Below are 15,058 nucleotides of genomic sequence, written 5' to 3'. Positions count from 1 at the left end.
CCGGGCATGGAAATCAACGTCCCTTTCAGCATGGAATCGGGCAGCGCCGGCGTCAGGGAACTCCTCAAGGTCACCCCGGCGGTCGATGCGGTGTTCTGCTCGTCCGATACGCTGGCCTTCGGTGCGGTCATGGGCGCCATGCGCGCCGGGCTGCGTATTCCCCAGGATCTGGCCATTGCCGGTTTCGGCAATGTGGAACTGGCCTCGACCCTCGTGCCGTCGCTGACCACGGTCGATGTGCCCCGCGCCCAGATCGGCCGCGAATGCGCGCGCATCATCATGCAGCGCCTCGAAGGGGCCTATGACGGCCCCTCCGTCATCGATTGCGGCTTCTCGATTATCCGCCGCGAAAGCGCCTGACCTCAACCCAAATGACCACCGCAGAGAAACAGCACATGAGATCAATCCCCCAGGTGCAGACGCCCGGCATCTATCACCGGCGCATCGGCGATATCGTGGTGACGGCCCTGTCGGATGGCTATTACGATACGCCCATGGCCGCCTATCGCGGGCTGACCCAGGACGAGGTGGCGCAGCGCTTCCAGGCTCGCTTCCAGCGCGTTCCGCCCCGCGTGGCCATCAATGCCTTCCTGATCCGCTCGGGCGGAAGGGCGGCGCTGATCGATACCGGCGCTGGCCAGACCATGGGCCCGACCCTGGGAATTCTGCCGCGGACGCTTGCAGCCGCTGGAGTGGCTGAGGCCGATATCGATACGGTCCTGCTCACCCATCTTCACCCCGATCATTCCAACGGCCTGACCGGGGAAGACGGGAAGGCGCTCTTTGCGTTGGCGGAACTGGTGGTGAGCGAGACCGATGTGCGCTTTCGCCAGGACGATGGCGCCCGCGCCCCGTTCGATGCGGTGGGGCAATTGCGCTATTTCGATCACCCGCGCTTTCAGATTGCCCCCTATGCGGACCGCATGCGCGATGCACGCGGCCAGGTGTTCCCCGGCGTCACGGCCGTGCCGCTGCCCGGGCATACGCCGGGCCATACCGGCTACATGATCGAATCGGGCGGCGAATCGCTGCTGATCTGGGGCGATATCTGCCACGCCCAGGAACTGCAATTTCCCAATCCCGAGGTGACGGTCTCCTTCGACGTCGATGGCGAGGCCGCCATCGCCACGCGGCGGCGGGTTCTCGACTGGGTCGCTAGGGACCGGCTGCTTGTGGCCGGAATGCATGTCCACTTCCCCGGCTTCCTGCACATCGTGCGCAATGGCGATGGCTATGAGGGCGTGCCGGAGCGCTGGCAATATGAAATGGCCTGAGGCCGGAACCAGGATAGCATCATGCCCCTAGCTGTATTTTCGACTTCCGGCGGCGAGCGGCTGCTGGGCAAGGTTTTTGGCGACCGGATCATCGGCCTCGCCGAGGCCGCACCTGAGCTGCCGCGCGATGTGAAGGCTTTTCTCGCGGCCGGCGCTGCGGCGCGTGAGCGCTTCCATGCGGTCAGGATAGAGGATGGCCGTCCCCTCGCGCTCTCCGGTCTGTGCCTGCATGCGCCAATCCCCGACCCGGAAAAATTCCTGGGCATCGGCATGAATTATGCCGATCACAGCCAGGAAGCCGAAGCGCTCGGGCTGGAAAAGCCGCAATCGCAGAAATGGTTCAACAAGCAGGTCTCCTGCATAACCGGTCCTCATGACGACATCGTCAAGCCGGTGGTGTCGGATGATCTCGACTACGAGGTCGAACTGGCCGTGGTCATCGGCAAGGCCTGCCGCAATGTCGCGCGCGAGGAAGCCCGCTCCGTCATCGGCGGCTATATGATTGTCAACGATGTCTCGGTGCGCGACTGGCAGTTCCGCTCGCCCACGGTGACGCTGGGCAAGTCGTTCGACACCCACGGTCCTACCGGTCCCTGGCTGACGCTGGACGACGAAATCGCCGATCCGCACGACCTGGAGCTGCGCACCTTCGTCAATGGCGACCTGCGCCAGCAGGGCAATACGCGGCACCTGATCTACGACATCTACGACCAGATCGCCTATCTCAGCCAGGTCATGACCCTCAAGCCGGGGGACATTCTCGCCACCGGTACGCCGGCCGGGGTCGGCATCGCCTTCGATCCGCCGAAATTCCTGAGGCCCGGCGACGTGGTGCGCCTCGAAATCGCGGGCCTGGGACAGATCGAGAACCGCGTGGTCGCGGCTCGAACCGCACACATGGAGGGAATGTCATGACAAGCGCCGCTCAGAAACTCATCATGATCACCGGTGTCAGCACCGGGTTCGGCAAGGCCTTCTCCGCCGCTGCGATTGCCGCCGGACACCGGGTCGTCGGCACGGTCCGCAGTGAGGCGGCCGGGAGCGTTTTCGAAGCCTCCGGCGAGGGCCGTGCTTTTGCAAGAATGCTGGACATCACCGACTATGACGCGATTGCGCCGACCGTTGCGGAAATCGAAGCCGAGATCGGCCCGATCGATGTCCTCATCAACAATGCCGGCTATGGCCATGAGGGCCTGTTCGAAGAATCTGCGTTGGACGAGCTTCGCCGTCAGTTCGAAGTCAATGTGTTCGGCACGGTCGCCGTCACCAAGGCGGTGCTGCCTTATATGCGCGCCCGGCGCCGCGGCCACATCATTACGGTGACCTCCATTGGCGGCCTCGTCACCTTTCCCGGCCTGTCCTTCTATCACGGCAGCAAATTTGCCCTGGAAGGCATTTTCGAATCGCTTGCCCAGGAAGTCCGCGGGCTGGGAATCGCCGTCACCAATGTGGCGCCGGGCGCTTTCCGCACCGATTGGGCCGGCCGGTCGATGATCCGAAGCGAGCGGATGATCGGCGACTATGACCAATTGTTCGAACCGATCCGCCAGGCGCGCCTGGACCGTAGCGGCCGTCAGCAGGGCGATCCGGAAAAGGCCGCACAGGCCGTGCTGAAGGCCATAGGCGCCGAGCCGCCCCCGCTTCACCTGCTGCTGGGCCAGGATGCCGTTCCAGGTGTTCGCCAGAAGCTCGCTGCGCTCGGCAACGAGATCGACGCCTGGGAGGCGGTGTCCCTGTCGGTGTCGTTCGACGACTGAGAGGACAGGCGCTCTTCTCAGGGCTCCTGCCGGGACAGGGCGAAGGGCACGCAGATGCTCTTGCCGCTGCGCGGATCCGTGATCAGGTCGGCATGCACGCCAAAGGCGTCGCTGAGAATTTCCGGTGTCAGCACCATGTCGGGTTGTCCGGTGGCGATGATCCGGCCGGCGTAAAGCGCGCCCGGCCGGGTTATGACGGATGCTCTTTCTGGCTGATCGATCGATTAGGGTGTCGGCGTGGAGCAGAGCCGTCCGTCGCGCCGGCAGCGCGAGGGGACTGGAGGCGCCGCCTTGAGCTGCTGTTCGCCATCACGCCCGCATTCGCCGCCGCCGGCGCCGGCAGTGGAGCCGGCGGCCGGAGCTTTGTCGGCACGGACTTCCCCGAGATGCCGCAGGATGGCGAGGGGCCGGAGCGCGCGGTGATCCTGGCCGATTTCGGACTGGAAGCCGAAGCAGTCATCGTCCGGGGGCCGCGTGCCGATTGGATTGTGCGGGAAAAGACGCGGCAACTCGGCCTCGTCCTCAATAGCGGTGCGGCCCAGTATGAGCAGGTGCCCAGCTATTTCGGCATTTCCGGGTTCACACCAAGGCCTGGAGCGCTTCATGGAACAGGCCGCCAGGGACAATTCGGCGCTCTATGGCCTGGCTACCATAATCCTTGCGCTGGTGACCGGATGGCTGGGCGGCATTCTTTTTAAGCGGTAGGGCTGAAAGCTCGTGTCACATGGCGGGATTGTCGAAGCCGCCGCCTTAAGCCGCGGCTTGCGCATCAGACGGATGAAAATCGGAGGCCGCTATGCCATGATGCGCTCGAAGGGATACGGCTGTTCGGCTTGATCCTGCAGGCATCCCATCCGGGGGAAAACGATGCATATACTGATCCTTGGCGCGGCCGGCATGATCGGCCGCAAGCTCGCCGAGCGGCTGGCGGCGGACGGCGCGCTCAACGGAAACACCATCGAAACGATGACGCTGGCCGATATCATGCTTCCCCCGTCGCCGGCGAACCATGGTGGCAAGCTGGTCGCCCGCGTCGGCGATCTGTCCTCTCCGGGGGATGCCGCAAGGCTGGTGGAAAGTCGTCCTGACGTGATCTTTCATCTGGCGGCGGTGGTGTCCGGCGAGGCCGAAGCCGATTTTGACAAAGGCTATCGCGTCAACCTCGACGGCAGCCGGGCCTTGTTCGAGGCCATTCGTCTTGAGGCAGCCAGGCAGCCCTATTTCCCGCGCCTCGTCTTTTGTTCGTCACTGGCCGTGTTCGGCCCGCCATTTGCCTCCCCGATCGGCGATGAGTTCCTCACGGCCCCGCTCACCAGCTACGGCACGCAGAAGGCGATCACCGAATTGCTGCTGGCCGATTACAGCCGGCGCGGCATCTTCGATGGCATCGGCATCCGCCTGCCCACCATCTGCATTCGCCCCGGCCGGCCCAATGCGGCCGCCTCGGGATTCTTTTCCAATATCCTGCGCGAGCCGCTGGCGGGCCGGGAAGCCGTTTTGCCGGTGGATGAGAGCGTGCGCCATTGGTTTGCCAGCCCGCGGGCGGCGGTGCAGTTTCTGGTGCACGGCGCCGGCATCGATCTTTCCGGCCTGGGCGCGCGCCGCAATCTCATCATGCCGGGGTTGTCCGCCACCGTCGCCGATCAGATCGCCGCGCTGGAACAGCTCGCCGGTACCGGGGCGAGCCGGCTCATCCGCCGTGAGCCGGATGAGCGCATCGCCCGTATCGTTGGTGGGTGGGCGTTCGACTATGCGCCCGATCTCGCCCTGTCGCTGGGGTTCCGGGCGGAAAGCACCTTCCGGGAAATCATCGCGGCCTATATTGAGGACGAACTCGGAGGGGAATTTCCGTGAGCAAGATCGCATTGGTGACCGGCGCGGGGACGGGCGTGGGCAAGGCCATTGCCCGGGCGCTGATCGAGGCCGGCTTTGCCGTGGCCATGACCGGCCGCCGGGCCGAAGTGCTCGATATGGCGGCGGCCGAGCTGGGCGGCGAAACCTTCGTCCATCCGGCCGATATCGGCCTTGCCGAGCAGGTAGATGGCCTGTTCGAGGCGGTGGTCGCCCGCTTTGGCCGGCTCGATCTGCTGGTCAACAATGCCGGCATGTCGGCTCCCGCCGTGCCGATCGACGAGCTCGATATCGCCATCTGGCACCAGGTGGTCGCGGCCAATCTGACCGGGGCGTTCCTGTGTACCCGCGCCGCCTTCCGCCAGATGAAGGGGCAAGCTCCGCAAGGTGGGCGCATCATCAACAACGGCTCGATATCGGCCACCACGCCGCGCCCGCATTCGGCGCCCTACACGGCCACCAAGCATGCCATCACCGGGCTGACCAAATCTTCGGCGCTCGACGGGCGCCCGTTCAATATCGCCTGCGGCCAGATCGACATCGGCAATGCCGGAACGGCGATGACCAGCAGGATGAGCCAGGGGGTCCTGCAGGCCGATGGCTCCATGGCAGTCGAGCCGACCATCGACGCGGCCCTGATCGGCAAGGCGGTTGCCGACATGGCCGGCCTGCCGCTCGAGGCCAATGTGCTGACCATGACGCTGATGGCCACGCAAATGCCCTTTGTCGGCCGCGGCTAGCAGCGCCGTTCCCGCGCCCGGGCTGGCGCCCATCCCCAATTCCGACTATGCCCAGGCCAATCGCAGGAGCATGCCATGACCGCAAAGCATTTTGACCTCAGCAACCACATCTGCCTGATTACCGGCTCCAGCCAGGGGATCGGCCTGGCGCTGGCCCGGGGGCTCGCCGGATACGGCGCCCGCGTCGTGCTCAATGGCCGCGACCCCGGCAAGCTGGCCGATGCGCGCGACCAATTGCGCGCCGACGGCATAGAGGTCGAGATGGCCGCCTTCGACGTCACAAGGCGGGACGATGTCGCCGCCGGGGTGGACGGGATCGAAGCCGGCCTGGGGCCAATCGATATCCTCATCAACAATGCGGGCATGCAGTTCCGCACGCCGCTGGAAGATTATCCCGCCGATCGCTGGGAGCAGCTTTTGGCCACCAATGTGTCCAGCGTCTTCTACACAAGCCAGGCCGTGGCCCGGCACATGATCGGCCGCGGGCGCGGCCGCATCGTCAACATCGCCTCGGTGCAGGCCGAGCTGGCGCGCCCGGGAATCGCGCCCTATACCGCCACCAAGGGCGCGGTGCGCAATCTCACGCGCGGCATGTGCACCGACTGGGCCAAATATGGCCTGCAGATCAACGCCATCGCGCCGGGCTACTTCAAGACCCCGCTCAATCAGGCGCTGGTCGACAGCGCCGAATTTTCCGGCTGGCTCGAAAAACGCACCCCCGCCGGCCGCTGGGGCGATGTGGAGGAACTGGTCGGTGCGGCCGTTTTCCTCTCCTCGGACGCCGCCAGCTTCGTCAATGGCCATACGCTCTATGTCGATGGCGGCATTACGGTTTCTCTTTGAGGCAATGATCGGTCCGAAAAATCTTGCGATCTGGGTCGATCTGGATAAAGGTCCGCCCGATTCTGCATGGAGGGGGCGATGTATCGCGTCTGGAGTTATATCTCCGATTATTCGCTGCTGCTGATCAGCGGGGCGCTGATCGCGCTGGTCTGGGCCAATGTCGATCCGCAAAGCTACCATGCGCTGGTGCATTTCGTGCTCTGGAGCGGCGGCCCCGTAGGAGTGCTGGAAAGCCATGATGGCGTCGTCCAGCGGGTGATGACGCTGCATTTCCTGTTCAATGACGTGCTGATGGCCTTCTTCTTCGCCATTGCCGCCAAGGAAGTGTGGGAAGGCATTATTCTGCGCGATGGCGCCCTGCGCGGGCGCAAGGCGCTCACGCCCCTGATCGCCACGCTGGGCGGCATGGCCGGGCCGGTCGTCGTCTATCTGGGCCTGGCGCTGGCCCTCGGCGTCCTGGGCGACGTGCATCGCGGCTGGGCCATTCCCACCGCGACCGACATCGCCTTTTCCTATCTGGTGGGCCGGGTGATCTTCGGCGCCCGCCATCCCGCTATCGGCTTCCTGCTGCTTCTGGCCATTGCCGACGATGCCGGCGGGCTGGCCATCCTTGCGATTTTCTATCCCAGCGGCGAGGTGGCGCCGGCCTGGCTGCTGCTCTCGCTGGTCGCGGCGCTGGCCGTTTACTTCCTTGCCAATGTACTGCCCCGCCGGCTCGACCGGGGCGACCAGCAGCGTCCCCATTCCACCTGGATGCGCAAAACGCTGGGCTTCTGGCCCTGGGCGCTGGCGGGCGCCGCGAGCTGGTATGGCTTCCAAATGGCGGGGCTGCATCCGGCGCTGGGGCTGTTGCCCATCGTGCCGACCATCCCCCATGCCGAGCGTGAATTCGGCATTTTCGCCGAGGAGGAGCGCTACCAGACCGATCTGCTCAACACCCTGGAGCACGCCCTCAAGGCGCCAGTGCAGTTCGTGCTCTTCGGCTTCGGCCTGCTCAATGCGGGGGTGGAGTTCTCGGCCATTTCCGAGCCGACCTGGCTGGTGCTTTTCGCCCTTATCCTGGGCAAGCCGCTGGGCATCACCTTTTTCGGCTGGATTGCGGCCTATCCGATGCGGCTGGGGTTGCCCGATGGCATGGCGCTGCGCGATCTGCCGGTGGTGGGCTTCGTTTCCGCCATCGGCTTCACTGTCGCGCTTTTCGTCGCCTCGGTCGCCTTCCCGGCCGGTCCGGTGCAGGATGCGGCCAAGATGGGCGCCCTGTTCAGCCTGGGCAGCGCCATTATCGCCATCGCCGCCGGACGGGTCTTCAGGGTCAGCCGCAGCGTCGCTCCTCCGGGTGATTGAACGAAGCGGGGCTTCGCGCTGTTATCTCCTCCACGGCAAAGAGAGGAGATTCCCATGAAGATCGTGACCAGTCTCAGTTTCCAGGGACAGTGCCGGGAGGCGTTCGAATTTTATGCGCGCATCCTGGGCGGAACCATCACCGCCAGCTTTCCCTATGGAGATGGCGCGCCCGACCCGAAATATCGCGACTGGCTGATGCATTGCTGGCTGGAAGTGGGCGACCAGGCGCTGATGGGCGCCGACATGGATGAGGGCTGGGCGCCCAATATCGCCAGGCCCAAGAACGGGTTCGACGTGACCCTGCACACCGGCGACAAGAACGAGGCGCAGCGCTGGTTCGACCAGCTCGCCGAGGGCGGCAAGGTCGCCATGGCGTTCGGCGAGACCTTCTGGTCGCCCGGCTTCGGCTCGCTGATCGACAGATTCGGCATTCCCTGGATGATCAGCACCAACCCGCCACAGGGCTGGACACCGTCTCAGGCGCAATAAAGGCCGTAAAGCGTTTCGAGCAGGCGGCGCACCTCATCGGAGGCGAGGGAATAGCGCACCTGCTGGCCTTCGCGCCGGGTGCTCACCAGCCCCCAGGCGCGCAATTTCGACAGATGCTGGGACAGCGGCGACTGCCCCAGCGCCACCCGTTCGGCCAGCTCGCCCACATTGAGCTCCCGATCCAGCAGATGGCACAGGATCAGCAGGCGCTTGGGATTGGCCATGGCGACGAGCAGCTGCGCCGCCCTGTCGGCATTTTCCGCCATTTTGCCCGGATCCATCTTGAACATATTAGTAGTCTCGTATATACGAATATTTGTAAGTTAACTATCGCCCCATTGCGGGCGGTTTGCAAGGAGGCCGCCATGCCGGTCAATCTCGGTTCGCTCGATCGCCTGATCCGTCTCGTCGCCGGCGTCGTGCTCGTCATCGTGCCCTTCATTCCCGGCCTGGTGCTGGCGCCGGTGCTGCAATGGGGCCTGCCGGTCATCGGCGTGGTGCTGATCGCCACCGCTTTCCTGCGCTTCTGCCCGATCTACCGGGTCTTGGGGCTTTCCACCAACAAGGCGCGCTGATGTTTTCCTTTTTCAAGCGCGGGGATAAATCCATGAATATTCGCAAGGTCAGCAGCGACTTCTCCGTCACTGGCCAGATCGGCACCAACGATCTTAAGGCCATTGCCGAGGCCGGGTATAAATCCATTCTCTGCGCCCGTCCCGACGGCGAGGAGCCCGGCCAGCCCGGTTTCGCCGAACTGGCCGAGGCGGCTCGCGCCGTGGGGCTGGAGGCGGTGCATATCCCCGTCTCGGGCATGGTGGGGGAGGGGCAGATCATCCGCTTCCACCAGGCCTGGGACAGCCTGCCCCGGCCCATGCTGGGCTATTGCCGCTCGGGGGCCCGTGCCGCTACGCTCCACGCCACGCTGGGCCGCTGAGCGGACCCGATATAGCTGAGGAGCGCGCCGTGACCCATGTCGTCTGCGTTCATTGCAACGCCGTCAACCGCATTCCCGACGAGCCGCAGGCGGCGTCGGGAAAATGCGGCAAGTGCGGCGCGGCGCTTTTCGATGGCCAGCCGGCCGACCTGGCCGCGCCCAGCCTCGAAAAGCAGATCGCCCGCACCGATATTCCGGTGCTGGTCGATGTGTGGGCGCCTTGGTGCGGCCCTTGCCGGGTGATGGGGCCGCAATTTGCCGAAGCCGCCGGGCGGGCCGAGCCGGCCATGCGTTTCGTCAAGCTCAACTCCGACGATAATCAGGATTGGTCGGCCCGCGCCGGCATTCGCGGCATTCCCACCATGATCCTTTTTTCCGGTGGCAAGGAAAAGGGCCGGGTTTCCGGCGCCATGTCGAGCGGGGATATCCTGGCCTGGGCACGCAACCTCATTGGGGGCTGAGGCTCACTCGACCTCGTCCTTGACCGCCTCCATCGACACATGCGTGGAGGTATGGGCGACATGGGGCAGGGCGGAAATCTTCTCGCCCAGCACCTCCCGATAGGCCGAAATATCCTTGGTGCGCACCTTGAGCAGATAATCGAAGCTCGAGGCGATCATATGGACCTGCTCCACCTCGGGCAGCAGGCGCACCGCCTTGTTGAAGGCATCGAGCGCCGCCTTGCGCGTATCGCTGAGGCGCACTTCCACGAAAGCGACATGGGGCAGGCCGAGCCGGCGGGGATCGAGCACGGCGCGATAGCCCAATATATAGCCCGCCTGCTCCAGCCGCTTCATGCGCGCCTGGCAGGGAGTCTTGGACAGGTTTACCCGCCGGCTGAGTTCGGCAACGCTGATGCGGCCATTTTGCGCCAATTCGTCCAGAATGCGCCGGTCTATCTGGTCGAGTTGGCTGTTTTCAATCTGTTTCATGGTCGATACGCCTGCCAAACCCTGAAAGATCATACCATGAATGCGGCGCCCGGGGATAGATTGGGTGAAAGGCCTGTCGCGGCTCTGGCACTCTGAGGCGGTTTTGCTGCAAAGGATACCCAGATGACGCCGCTTTCCGCCCCGTCCGCCCGCCGGGCAATGCACGCCTGCCTTTATGCCGACGAGGGCGAACTCGTGCACGGCCTCATCGCCCAGGCCGGGCTCGATGCCCCGGCGCGCCGGGCGATTTCGGCCAGCGCCGCCAAGTTGGTGCAGGCGGTGCGTGGGGGCGCGAAACCGGGGCTTATGGAGAGCTTCCTCGCCGAATACGGCCTCGACAGCGAGGAGGGGCTGGCGCTGATGTCACTGGCCGAGGCGCTGCTGCGGGTGCCCGACAGCGAGACGGTGGATGCGCTGATCCACGACAAGGTTGGCGGCGCCGACTGGGCCGGCCATTTCGGCGCCTCGCCCAGCCCGCTGGTCAATTTTTCCTCTTGGGCGCTGAACCTGACCGCCGAAGTGCTGGGCGACCCCGAAATCGGGCCGAAAACCGCGCTGCGCCGGGCCATTGCCCGGCTGGGCGAGCCGGTGATCCGCACCGCCGTGGGCCAGGCCATGCGGCTGATGGGCAGCCAGTTCGTCTTCGGCCGCACCATCGAGGAGGCGGTGGATCACGCCCGCAAAACCGAGGCGCTGGGCTATCGCTATTCCTATGATATGCTGGGCGAAGCGGCTCGCACCGGGGCCGACGCGGCGCGCTATTTCGACGCCTATCTGGGCGCCATCCGCACCCTCTCGCGCCATTGCACCAAGGGCTCTGTGCGCGACAATCCGGGCATTTCGGTCAAGCTAAGCGCCCTGCATCCGCGCTATGAAGCGGCCCAGCGCGAGCGGGTGATGACCGAACTGGTCGCGGCCACGCGCAAGCTGGCGCTGGCGGCGGCCGAAGCCGATATGGGCTTTAATATCGACGCCGAGGAGGCGGATCGCCTGGATCTGTCGCTCGATGTGATCGAAGCGGTGCTGGCCACGCCCGAGCTGGCCGGCTGGGACGGGTTTGGCGTCGTGGTGCAGGCCTATGGCAAGCGCGTGCTGCCGCTGATCGACTGGCTCGAAGCAACCGCCGAAAGCCTTGGGCGACGCATCATGGTGCGGCTGGTCAAGGGCGCCTATTGGGATGCCGAGATCAAGCGGGCCCAGGTGCAGGGCCTGCCCGGCTATCCGGTCTATACCCGCAAGGCGGCGACCGATGCCAGCTATATAGCGGCGACAAAAAAACTCTTTGCTGCCAAGGCCATATATCCCCAGTTCGCCACCCACAACGCCCATACCGCAGCCGCCGTGCTGCATCTGGCGGCAGGGGCGGGGCGCGGCATGGACAGCTTCGAGTTCCAGCGCCTGCATGGCATGGGCGAGCAATTGCACGAGGTGCTGCGGCGCGATCATGGCGCCACCACCCGCATTTACGCGCCGGTCGGGGCGCATCAGGACCTGCTCGCCTATCTGGTGCGGCGGTTGCTTGAAAACGGCGCCAATGGCTCCTTCGTCTACCAGATTGCCGACGCCGATATTCCGGCTGAAAAAGTGGCCGAGGATCCCATCGGCAAGCTGCTGGCGCTGGGCGACGCCCTCACCAATCCCGCCATTTCCGCGCCGGCCGAAATCTTTGGAAAGCGCCGCAACTCCAAGGGCTTGGACCTGACGGATCCGATCCGGTTCGGCGCCATGGCGGCGGCGCGCGAGGCCTTCAGGACGCATCGCTGGCAGGTGGGGCAAGGCCAGGAGATTACCAATCCGGCCGAGCCCGATGATCTGGTGGGCAGCGTGGCCGAGGCGACGCCGGCGCAGGTCGCCCAAGCTATTGCGGCGGCGCGAGCATCCGGCTGGAGTGGCAAGCCGGCCGGCCTGCGGGCGGAGGCGCTGCGGCGGGCGGCGGATCTCTATGAGGAGCATGGGGCCGAGCTTTATGCCCTATTGGCGCGCGAGGCCGGAAAGACCTGGCTGGATGCGGTGGCCGAATTGCGCGAAGCCGTTGATTTCCTGCGCTATTATGCGGGGGAGGCGGAGGGGCTGACGGCGCCGCCGCGCGGGGTTTTCGCCTGCATTTCGCCCTGGAATTTCCCCCTCGCCATCTTCACCGGCCAGCTGGCGGCGGCGCTGGCGGCGGGCAATGCGGTGGTGGCCAAACCGGCGCCGCAAACGCCGCTGGTGGCCCATCGTGCGGTGCAATTGCTGCATGCGGCGGGGGTGGAAGAGGCGTCACTTCAGCTTGTCTTTGGGGGCGTTGCGGTTGGCGGACTGTTAACATCGAGCACAGCACTTGATGGCATTTCATTCACCGGTTCGCTGCAAACGGCACGGCGCATCGAAAGCGCCATGGCCGAGCATTTTCCACCCAACGCTCCCCTCATCGCCGAGACGGGGGGCCTGAATGCCATGATCGTCGATACCACCGCCCTGCCCGAGCAGGCGGTGCGCGATATCCTGGCCTCGGCCTTCCAGTCGGCGGGGCAGCGTTGCTCGGCGTTGCGCATTCTGTATGTGCAGGAGGAGGCGGCCGAGCGGACCATCGACATGCTCAAGGGCGCCATGGACGAATTGCGCCTGGGCGATCCCTGGGACCTGGCCACCGATATCGGCCCGATCATCGATGGCGTGGCGCGGGAGAAGATCGACGCCTATGTCGCGGCGCGCCGGGACCGGGTGATCCACCAGCTCGCGGCGCCGGAGCGGGGCAATTTCATTGCGCCGACCTTGTTGCGGGTGTCGGGCATTGCCGAACTGCCCGAGGAAATCTTCGGGCCGGTGCTGCATGTGGCCAGCTTCAGGGCCGACGAGATCGAGGCGGTGATCGGCGCCGTCAATGCGGCGGGCTACGGGCTCACCTTCGGGCTTCACACCCGCCTTGCCTCGCGGGTGAAGCTGGTGGAGCGGGCGGTGCGCGCCGGCAATATCTATGTCAACCGCAACCAGATCGGCGCCGTGGTCGGCTCGCAGCCCTTCGGCGGCGAAGGGCTTTCGGGCACCGGCCCCAAGGCCGGCGGGCCGCATTACCTGCCGCGCTTCACCCGGGGCGGGGCGCCGGCGCAGCAGGGCGTGCTGGACCTGCCGGGCCCGACGGGGGAAACCAATCGCCTCCAAGTCGCCCCGCGCGGCACGCTGCTCTGCCTGGGACCGGAGGACGCAGACCGGGAGGGCCAGGCCGCCATGGCCCGCGCCACGGGCTGCGCGCCGCTGGCGGCAGGGCTGGATCTCGACCATCTGGCCACGGGCGCCGGTTTCGACGCGGTGGCCTGGTTCGGCGACGCCGAGGGGCTGCGCGCCATCCGCCGGGCGCTGAGCCGGCGCGACGGGCCCATCCTGCCGCTTTTGTCGGGGCCGGACGAAGCGGGGCGCTTGCAGCTCGAGCGCCATGTCTGCATCGACACCACCGCCTCGGGGGGCAATGCCGCGCTGATGGCGGCGACGCTTTAGCCCCTTCCCCGACAGGGGAGGGCTTGCATGAAGCAGGCAAAGCCGGGCATTGCTGATGGCATGCCGGCTTTGCAGCCTTTCGAGGATATGATTGACATGAACTCCCTTCTCGCCACCCGCATGGCCAATCTGCGCGCCCGCATGCGGCAAACCGGCACCGACCTGGTGGTGCTGGGCCCGTCCAGCCATATGATGTGGCTGGCCGCGCTCTCGCCCCATGGCGATGAGCGTCCGGTGCTGCTTATGGTGAGCCGCGATTTCGCCGGTTTCCTGATGCCGGCGCTCAATGTCGACAGCGCCCGCCAGCATACCGATTTGCCCTTCTTCCCCTGGGCCGATGCCGATGGCCCGGCGGCGGCGCTGGAGAGCCTGCTGGCCGCGACCGGGATCGACCGCAACGCCCCCTCCATCGTGCTCGATGAAACCATGCGGGCCGATTTCGCCCTGCTGGTGCTGGACGCGCTGCCCGGCGCGCGCCGGCGCTTCACCGGCGACACGGTGAGCTATCTCCGCTCGCGCAAGGATGAGGGGGAATATGAGGCGCTCAAGGCCTCGGCCCTGCTCAACGACCGCGCCATGGCCGCCGGCTTTGCCGCGCTGCGCGAGGGCATCACCGAGCTGGAGGTGGCGCAGGTGATCGGCGATTTCTACAAGGCTAACGGCGCCAGCACCGAATTCTGCTCGGTCTGCTTCGGGGCCAATGGCGCCTTTCCCCATCACCATACCGGCCGGACGCGGCTGGAACGCGGCGCGGCGGTGCTGATCGATACCGGGGGGCGGCTCGGCGGCTATCTCTCGGACATGACGCGGGTGGGCTCTTTCGGCCCGGCCCCGGAGGGCTTCGCCGATCTGCACGCCATTCTCGACCGGGCGGTGGAAGCGGCCATCGCCGCGGCGGTGCCGGGGGCGCGCGCCAGCGCGGTGGACAAGGCAGCGCGCGACGTCATCGCCCAGGCCGGCTATGGCCCCAATTTCCTCCACCGCACCGGGCATGGCATGGGCATCGACATCCACGAGCCGCCCTATATCACCGCCACCAGCGACACGGTGCTGGACGAGGGCATGGTGTTTTCCATCGAGCCGGGAATCTACCTCGCCGGCCGCCTCGGGCTGCGGCTCGAGGAGATCGTCATCATCCGCAACGGGGCGGCCGAAGTGCTTTCGGAAATGCCGCGGCAGGCGGTCGTGGCGGGATAGGCGCCCCGCTTCCTTGCGGGCGCGCGCGGCGGCCGGGCTGGCCGATGGGGGAATTCGTTTGGCCACAGGATGTTGGCGGGGCGAAGCGTGGCAGGACTTGCCCCATTAGACAAGGGTCGACTTTGCCGATCTGTAAAATTGTTGCCTTGGCGCGGCATGTCCCCTTTGCCATGATGGATCAAGAAGATGTTCGGTTCAGCCCCTCTGGGGCGCCCACCGGAAC

18 protein-coding genes are annotated in these 15,058 nt (G+C 65.8%); 15 read left to right on the top strand and 3 right to left on the bottom strand.

The window, feature by feature from the left end; all coding sequences use genetic code 11:
• The 4 genes from VDP82_RS05045 to VDP82_RS05030 form a co-directional block, all read left to right on the top strand.
• Positions 1-360: substrate-binding domain-containing protein (locus VDP82_RS05045; RefSeq protein WP_323013753.1), on the top strand; the 360-nt coding region annotated here is incomplete at its 5' end.
• A 35-nt stretch (positions 361-395) separates the two neighbouring features.
• The gene (locus VDP82_RS05040) at positions 396-1,274 is read left to right on the top strand and encodes an MBL fold metallo-hydrolase (RefSeq protein WP_323013752.1); all 879 of its coding nucleotides are present in this window, start codon (positions 396-398) and stop codon (positions 1,272-1,274) included.
• Between the two features lie 21 nt (positions 1,275-1,295).
• Positions 1,296-2,189 (top strand): fumarylacetoacetate hydrolase family protein, encoded by an 894-nt coding sequence (locus tag VDP82_RS05035; protein ID WP_323013751.1) that lies wholly within the window; start codon positions 1,296-1,298, stop codon positions 2,187-2,189.
• On the top strand, positions 2,186-3,031 hold the full coding sequence (locus tag VDP82_RS05030; protein ID WP_323013750.1) for an oxidoreductase: 846 nt from the start codon (positions 2,186-2,188) through the stop codon (positions 3,029-3,031). The genes VDP82_RS05035 and VDP82_RS05030 overlap by 4 nt, the downstream gene beginning before the upstream one ends.
• A 224-nt stretch (positions 3,032-3,255) precedes the next feature.
• On the opposite strand, the gene VDP82_RS05025 is transcribed toward VDP82_RS05030, so the two are convergent.
• Entirely contained in the window at positions 3,256-3,540 is a 285-nt protein-coding gene (locus tag VDP82_RS05025; protein ID WP_323013749.1) for a hypothetical protein, read from the bottom strand.
• Positions 3,541-3,574: 34 nt separating this feature from the next.
• On the opposite strand from VDP82_RS05025, the gene VDP82_RS05020 reads away from it, so the two are divergent.
• The 6 genes from VDP82_RS05020 to VDP82_RS04995 all read left to right on the top strand — a co-directional run bounded on the left by VDP82_RS05020 (position 3,575) and on the right by VDP82_RS04995 (position 8,298).
• On the top strand, positions 3,575-3,736 hold the full coding sequence (locus VDP82_RS05020) for a TIGR02186 family protein (RefSeq protein ID WP_323013748.1): 162 nt from the start codon (positions 3,575-3,577) through the stop codon (positions 3,734-3,736).
• 162 nt (positions 3,737-3,898) lie between these two features.
• Positions 3,899-4,885, top strand: coding sequence for a D-erythronate dehydrogenase (denD, locus tag VDP82_RS05015; RefSeq protein WP_323013747.1), 987 nt, complete (start codon positions 3,899-3,901; stop codon positions 4,883-4,885).
• Complete coding sequence (locus VDP82_RS05010; protein WP_323013754.1) at positions 4,876-5,622, top strand: SDR family oxidoreductase; 747 nt, start codon at positions 4,876-4,878, stop codon at positions 5,620-5,622. Before denD ends, VDP82_RS05010 begins: the two co-directional genes overlap by 10 nt.
• 75 nt (positions 5,623-5,697) lie before the next feature.
• Positions 5,698-6,465, top strand: coding sequence for an SDR family oxidoreductase (locus VDP82_RS05005; RefSeq protein WP_323013746.1), 768 nt, complete (start codon positions 5,698-5,700; stop codon positions 6,463-6,465).
• A 78-nt stretch (positions 6,466-6,543) separates the two neighbouring features.
• Positions 6,544-7,809 carry a Na+/H+ antiporter NhaA gene (locus tag VDP82_RS05000; RefSeq protein ID WP_323013745.1) on the top strand — a complete coding sequence of 422 codons (1,266 nt, stop codon included), beginning with the start codon at positions 6,544-6,546 and terminating at the stop codon, positions 7,807-7,809.
• A 54-nt stretch (positions 7,810-7,863) separates the two neighbouring features.
• Complete coding sequence (locus VDP82_RS04995; protein ID WP_323013744.1) at positions 7,864-8,298, top strand: VOC family protein; 435 nt, start codon at positions 7,864-7,866, stop codon at positions 8,296-8,298.
• On the opposite strand, the gene VDP82_RS04990 is transcribed toward VDP82_RS04995, so the two are convergent.
• Positions 8,286-8,564 (bottom strand): metalloregulator ArsR/SmtB family transcription factor, encoded by a 279-nt coding sequence (locus tag VDP82_RS04990; RefSeq protein WP_323013743.1) that lies wholly within the window; start codon positions 8,562-8,564, stop codon positions 8,286-8,288. The genes VDP82_RS04995 and VDP82_RS04990 overlap by 13 nt on opposite strands.
• Before the next feature lie 99 nt (positions 8,565-8,663).
• Here VDP82_RS04990 and VDP82_RS04985 point away from each other — a divergent pair, with 99 nt between their 5' ends.
• From VDP82_RS04985 to trxC, 3 genes are read left to right on the top strand one after another with little or no spacing between them, the layout of a single operon-like run.
• A complete protein-coding gene (locus tag VDP82_RS04985) occupies positions 8,664-8,873 on the top strand; it encodes a DUF2892 domain-containing protein (protein ID WP_323013742.1) in 210 nt (69 codons plus the stop codon).
• A gap of 32 nt (positions 8,874-8,905) precedes the next feature.
• A complete protein-coding gene (locus tag VDP82_RS04980; protein ID WP_323013741.1) occupies positions 8,906-9,232 on the top strand; it encodes a beta-lactamase hydrolase domain-containing protein in 327 nt (108 codons plus the stop codon).
• A gap of 29 nt (positions 9,233-9,261) precedes the next feature.
• The gene (trxC, locus tag VDP82_RS04975; RefSeq protein WP_323013740.1) at positions 9,262-9,693 is read left to right on the top strand and encodes a thioredoxin TrxC; all 432 of its coding nucleotides are present in this window, start codon (positions 9,262-9,264) and stop codon (positions 9,691-9,693) included.
• A 3-nt stretch (positions 9,694-9,696) separates the two neighbouring features.
• On the opposite strand, the gene VDP82_RS04970 is transcribed toward trxC, so the two are convergent.
• Positions 9,697-10,164, bottom strand: coding sequence for an Lrp/AsnC family transcriptional regulator (locus tag VDP82_RS04970; RefSeq protein WP_323013739.1), 468 nt, complete (start codon positions 10,162-10,164; stop codon positions 9,697-9,699).
• Between the two features lie 123 nt (positions 10,165-10,287).
• On the opposite strand from VDP82_RS04970, the gene putA reads away from it, so the two are divergent.
• On the top strand, positions 10,288-13,638 hold the full coding sequence (gene putA, locus VDP82_RS04965) for a bifunctional proline dehydrogenase/L-glutamate gamma-semialdehyde dehydrogenase PutA (protein WP_323013738.1): 3,351 nt from the start codon (positions 10,288-10,290) through the stop codon (positions 13,636-13,638).
• A gap of 27 nt (positions 13,639-13,665) precedes the next feature.
• A complete protein-coding gene (locus tag VDP82_RS04960) occupies positions 13,666-14,835 on the top strand; it encodes a Xaa-Pro peptidase family protein (protein WP_323013737.1) in 1,170 nt (389 codons plus the stop codon).
• Positions 14,836-15,058: the final 223 nt, after the last annotated feature.

This window comes from Devosia sp., assembly GCF_034675085.1.
Taxonomy (GTDB): Bacteria; Pseudomonadota; Alphaproteobacteria; order Rhizobiales; family Devosiaceae; genus Devosia.
Note: the sequence above shows the minus strand (reverse complement) of the source record. Positions and strands in the feature narration are given on the sequence as shown.

What these genes read in the sequence shown, in the direction of transcription:
- VDP82_RS05040 (WP_323013752.1), top strand. Translation starts at nt 396, where the DNA reads ATGAGATCAATCCCCCAGGTGCAGACGCCCGGCATCTATCACCGGCGC.
- VDP82_RS05035 (WP_323013751.1), top strand. Translation starts at nt 1,296, where the DNA reads ATGCCCCTAGCTGTATTTTCGACTTCCGGCGGCGAGCGGCTGCTGGGC.
- VDP82_RS05030 (WP_323013750.1), top strand. Translation starts at nt 2,186, where the DNA reads ATGACAAGCGCCGCTCAGAAACTCATCATGATCACCGGTGTCAGCACC.
- VDP82_RS05020 (WP_323013748.1), top strand. Translation starts at nt 3,575, where the DNA reads ATGAGCAGGTGCCCAGCTATTTCGGCATTTCCGGGTTCACACCAAGGC.
- denD (WP_323013747.1), top strand. Translation starts at nt 3,899, where the DNA reads ATGCATATACTGATCCTTGGCGCGGCCGGCATGATCGGCCGCAAGCTC.
- VDP82_RS05005 (WP_323013746.1), top strand. Translation starts at nt 5,698, where the DNA reads ATGACCGCAAAGCATTTTGACCTCAGCAACCACATCTGCCTGATTACC.
- VDP82_RS05000 (WP_323013745.1), top strand. Translation starts at nt 6,544, where the DNA reads ATGTATCGCGTCTGGAGTTATATCTCCGATTATTCGCTGCTGCTGATC.
- VDP82_RS04995 (WP_323013744.1), top strand. Translation starts at nt 7,864, where the DNA reads ATGAAGATCGTGACCAGTCTCAGTTTCCAGGGACAGTGCCGGGAGGCG.
- VDP82_RS04990 (WP_323013743.1), bottom strand. Translation starts at nt 8,564, where the DNA reads ATGGCGGAAAATGCCGACAGGGCGGCGCAGCTGCTCGTCGCCATGGCC.
- VDP82_RS04985 (WP_323013742.1), top strand. Translation starts at nt 8,664, where the DNA reads ATGCCGGTCAATCTCGGTTCGCTCGATCGCCTGATCCGTCTCGTCGCC.
- VDP82_RS04980 (WP_323013741.1), top strand. Translation starts at nt 8,906, where the DNA reads ATGAATATTCGCAAGGTCAGCAGCGACTTCTCCGTCACTGGCCAGATC.
- VDP82_RS04970 (WP_323013739.1), bottom strand. Translation starts at nt 10,164, where the DNA reads ATGAAACAGATTGAAAACAGCCAACTCGACCAGATAGACCGGCGCATT.
- putA (WP_323013738.1), top strand. Translation starts at nt 10,288, where the DNA reads ATGACGCCGCTTTCCGCCCCGTCCGCCCGCCGGGCAATGCACGCCTGC.
- VDP82_RS04960 (WP_323013737.1), top strand. Translation starts at nt 13,666, where the DNA reads ATGAAGCAGGCAAAGCCGGGCATTGCTGATGGCATGCCGGCTTTGCAG.